Here is a 4,112-nt window from a genome sequence, read left to right on the forward strand (position 1 = left end):
GAAGAAATTGGTCTAAGCCAGGCGTCTGATGCCGAACATATTCAGCGCCGTGCCCCTATGCTGTGGGACAAATCGCATCAGGCTGGTTTTACCATGGCGGAAAAGGCCTGGGTGCAGTTGGCTGATTTATTTCCACCACAGCAGGGCACAGCCTGGTGGGCCCCCTTTTTAAGTGTGCAACTGAGTGGTGATAACACTGTTTTTGATCAACAAAAACAACCAAAGTCTTTGTGGAACCTATATAAAACGCTGATCCAACTGAAAAAACAACGACCGGAGTTTTCAGTTGCCGGCAGTTATCAGGCAATGGATATTGCGGATGGCAAACTACTACAGCTGGTGCGGGAACTGAATGGTAAAAAAACCGTGTTTTTGCTGAATATGTCTGCAAAAAGCCAACAAATCCCGGCTGAATTATTAGCAGACAACAGTTTGCAAACCGTCTGGAGCGACAACGATTTGACAGTGCCGGCACTGGATAGCTGGCAATTGCGTATCTGGCAGAATTAATGTTGAACAGCCGGTGTTATTTTGCTTAAAAGCTGATAAACACCGGCGTTTTTTGCACTGACAGGCCTTATATCGCAGCCCAAAACCCAAAACCCAAAACTGCAGCGACAAACAGCTTGGTGTTAAACCTCTTGTTCAGGCGCAGGCCGCTGCGGGCAAGGCAAGTCCACATAAAACACCGAACCCTGGCCTTTATTGTTGTCAAAGGACAAGCGGCCACCATGTTGTTCCACTATGGCTTTACTGATGGTCAAGCCAAGTCCGGAACCGCCATAACTGCGTTGGTTTGAGGCATCAGACTGGCTAAAAGGCTGAAAAATACGTTGTTTAAATTCGGCGCTGATACCAGGACCATGGTCCCACACCGCCAGACGTAGCCAGTTGGCATCCAGATAAACCGCGGTTAGCTTAATTTCACTGCCTGCAGGTGAAAACTTAGCGGCATTTGACAGCAGATTGGCCAGCACCTGCATCAGCCGGTCGCCGTCAACCTGCAACTGAATGTCCGTCAGTTCAGTTTCCAGCACAAAACGCACCTGATGTTGCACCGCATAATAAGACAATTCCTGCACAGCAGCTTGCAATAAAGGTTTAATATTCTGCAGCTTAAAGACAAAATGCATTTGCCCGGCTTCAATTTTTTGCATGTCCAGAATGTCATTAATCAGTCGCAACAAACGCTGGCTGTTTTGTTCGGCAATCACCAGCATATCCTGCACCTGATGCGGTAATTCACCCAACACTTTTGCCGTTAACAACGTCAGCGAACCACGAATAGCGGTCAGCGGTGTGCGCAGTTCGTGGCTGACGGTGGAGACAAAATTGTTTTTCATTTGATCCAGCCTTTTGCGTTCAGAAATATCACTGAGCATTACCACAAAAATGGCCGGTTGTTGCCCTGTAATAGCGGTGACAGCAAGCGCCACCGGAAACTTGCGGCCGGTCTGGTGTCTGCCTTCACTTTCATGTTTGTTGCCAGCAAGTTCTGTTAGTTTTGTTGCAGTTAAGTCGCCCAGTGCCGGCACTAATAACGACAAAGGCTGACCTGTGACTGCGGGAGTCTCGTAACCAAAAATCTGGCTGACGGCTGGATTATCACTGAGCATAATGCCGTTGCTGCTGACAGTTATAATAGCGTCCTGAATATGCTGCAAAATAGCGCTGGTGCGGGCGGCTTGTTCCAGCTGGACGCTTTCTGCCATTTTGCGTTCGGTAATGTCTTCAAACACTGTAATGCCAAACGCCAGTTTGCCATTGCTGTCATAACCAGGCCGGCCCCAGGCTTGAAAACGCCGTTGTGGCCCGCCATTGCCAATCGCCAGATCGTCGATATAACTGGTTTCGCCCCTTAATGCACGCAGTGCCGGCATGGCCTCAGTCGGATAAGGATCTTGACTACCGCTTTGATAAAAATGCTGTTTTTCGCTGCCTGGCTGCAACAAAGGGCCCAACATTCTGGCCGCCGCTTTGTTGTAATAATAGGGTTGTTGCTGTTGGTCCTGTACCACCAGTCCCAGTGGCAAATCGTCTATCCACTGCCGGTACTGATGCTGGCTGATGGCATGCTGCGCCTGGCTATAACTGACGCCGGCCCGGGTCAGAATTAAAAAAACAATAGCATTCACAATAAGATAGGTCGCCCAAGACATAGGCTCGGTCAGGTAGATGTTGGCGTCCAGCGGCATGGCCAGCCAACCCTGAATAAAACCAAGGGCGGTGACGGCAAGAAAGGCAAAACTCAGGCAAAGAATGGCCAAAGCCAGCCGGGCCGAATACATCACATAAGCCACCACCACACTGGCCACCAGCCACCAAACCCCGGCAGAAGCCATGCCAAAAGTCATCACGCCGGGCACAGCCACTGTCCAGAAGATCAGCATCAATAAGGCCGTTTTCAGTTGAAGCGGCAGCCTGTTCAGCAGCGCATAAAACAGCAACACCAGCAGGGCGACGCTGAGCTGTATGTTGTAAACCGGCAGCCAGCCGCTGTACCAGGCTCTGGACAGCGAAATTGGCGTGCCAATAGCTGCCACTAACGCCAGACCGCGCCAGACGCTGTTGGCAAACTGATGACGGATCTGGTTCAGTCGCTGCTGCAGATCAGTGTAAAAAGGGTGCTGCTTGGGGCTGGTTTCGGGCAACGGCAAAGCTCAACTAAAAAACCGATGGTTTCAATGTATGCAGCCTGCTGCACAACCGCAACTGTACAATTAAAAAACAATTTTTTGCCGGCCAAATTGGCGCAATATCGGCGCACTATTGATGCAATATTAGCAGCGCAAAAAACCAGATTAACTGAACATATCCGGGGTAAAAGGGGTGTTGTCGTCTGCTTCCAGGTTGCTGTCGGGTTTACCGGCCAGGCGGGCGGCATCGCGGCGGGCGCGGCGTTGTTCCAGCAGTTTTAAAATACGGGCCCGTTCAGCGGCGGGTTTTTGGTGCCAGTTAAAACGTTCATCACGCGAGCGCAGGCAACCCACACAATAACCACGGTTATTGCTTTGGCACACCCCAATACAGGGGTTGGGTAGGTCAAATAGCTCTAGTTGATCCATGGGTTTATCGTGGGCTGACACAGCTCTGGTGGCTTCAGATATTTTTGAGTCTACTGAATTCATCTGCAGCTTGCCAGCACCGAAGCGGCAAGGCAGTTGGCGGGGCATCAGGTTTGAAGTCGGTTTTTTGTTTACATCTGTCCCGTAAACAACGGGTTATTTGCTGTGCATTTGTTGGGTTATGGCCGTTTTTACCGCTAATTTGCTATAAACGAAAAAAAAGCATTGACTTAAGACTTTCAGACGGCTATTTCTAATAGCCATTCGCACCAGCACAGCTGGGCAGTTTTTAATAGATAACCAACAGAGTTATTCAAAACAAAATGAATTTTACAAACAACCTGAACATTATTGTGGTCCTCGTCGTGGTGATTATTAGTCGCCGCGGGGGCTGCCGTTTGGGTTTTAGATAGACGAAAAAACCAGACACCAGCAAAACCCCCGCACCGCAAGGTCCGGGGGTTTTGTCGTTTCAGGGCCCCGGAAAATGCAAAACAGTGGGTTGTTCGAAAGGTAAAAAAGCGAACAAAGCTGGATAACAGCTGTAGCAACAAGCGAAAAAACGCCGTGTTACAGCAGCAAAAAAGCACAGAGGATAGAGTTATGACGGGCGCACAATTGGTCATTAAGCTGTTAGCAGAGCACGGCGTGGATAGCATCTTCGGCTACCCGGGCGGCGCTATTATGCCAATTTACGACGCGCTCTATCAAAGCCCGGTCAAACACTATCTGTGCCGTCATGAACAAGGTGGTGCTTTTTCCGCTATTGGTTATGCCCGCGCTTCCGGAAAAACCGGTGTTTGTATGGCTACTTCCGGCCCGGGCGCAACTAACTTAATCACTTCTTTGGCCGACGCCCTGCTCGATTCTGTGCCTGTGGTTGCCATTACAGGTCAGGTGTCGCAAGCCGTTGCCGGTACCGACGCTTTTCAGGAAGTGGATGTATTGGGTTTGTCGTTAACTGTGACTAAACACAGCTTTTTAGTGAAAAACGTGGCGGATTTAGCCGACACCTTACGCCAGGCTTTTGCGCTGGCGCAAAGTGGC

General features: G+C 50.0%; 3 protein-coding genes and 1 pseudogene. 2 read left to right on the forward strand and 2 right to left on the reverse strand.

Translation table 11 applies throughout. The features are described from left to right. Positions 1 to 510: pseudogene (locus RCH83_RS09250) on the forward strand (alpha-amylase); the annotation flags it as partial. 122 nt (positions 511 to 632) lie between these two features. On the opposite strand, the gene RCH83_RS09255 reads toward RCH83_RS09250, so the two are convergent. Both RCH83_RS09255 and RCH83_RS09260 read right to left on the reverse strand, forming a co-directional pair. After that, on the reverse strand, positions 633 to 2,651 hold the full coding sequence (locus RCH83_RS09255; protein ID WP_306521267.1) for an ATP-binding protein: 2,019 nt from the start codon (positions 2,649 to 2,651) through the stop codon (positions 633 to 635). A 150-nt stretch (positions 2,652 to 2,801) separates the two neighbouring features. Continuing rightward, positions 2,802 to 3,128: a DUF1289 domain-containing protein gene (locus tag RCH83_RS09260; RefSeq protein WP_306521269.1), complete on the reverse strand. Its 327-nt coding sequence runs from the start codon at positions 3,126 to 3,128 to the stop codon at positions 2,802 to 2,804. 540 nt (positions 3,129 to 3,668) lie between these two features. On the opposite strand from RCH83_RS09260, the gene RCH83_RS09265 reads away from it, so the two are divergent. After that, positions 3,669 to 4,112: thiamine pyrophosphate-binding protein (locus RCH83_RS09265; protein WP_306521271.1), on the forward strand; the 444-nt coding region annotated here is incomplete at its 3' end.

It is taken from the genome of Rheinheimera sp. (assembly GCF_030824435.1).
Taxonomy (GTDB): Bacteria; Pseudomonadota; Gammaproteobacteria; order Enterobacterales; family Alteromonadaceae; genus Pararheinheimera.

Excerpts from the sequence above, each read along its gene's own strand:
- RCH83_RS09260 (WP_306521269.1), bottom strand. The coding sequence starts at position 3,128 with ATGAATTCAGTAGACTCAAAAATATCTGAAGCCACCAGAGCTGTGTCA.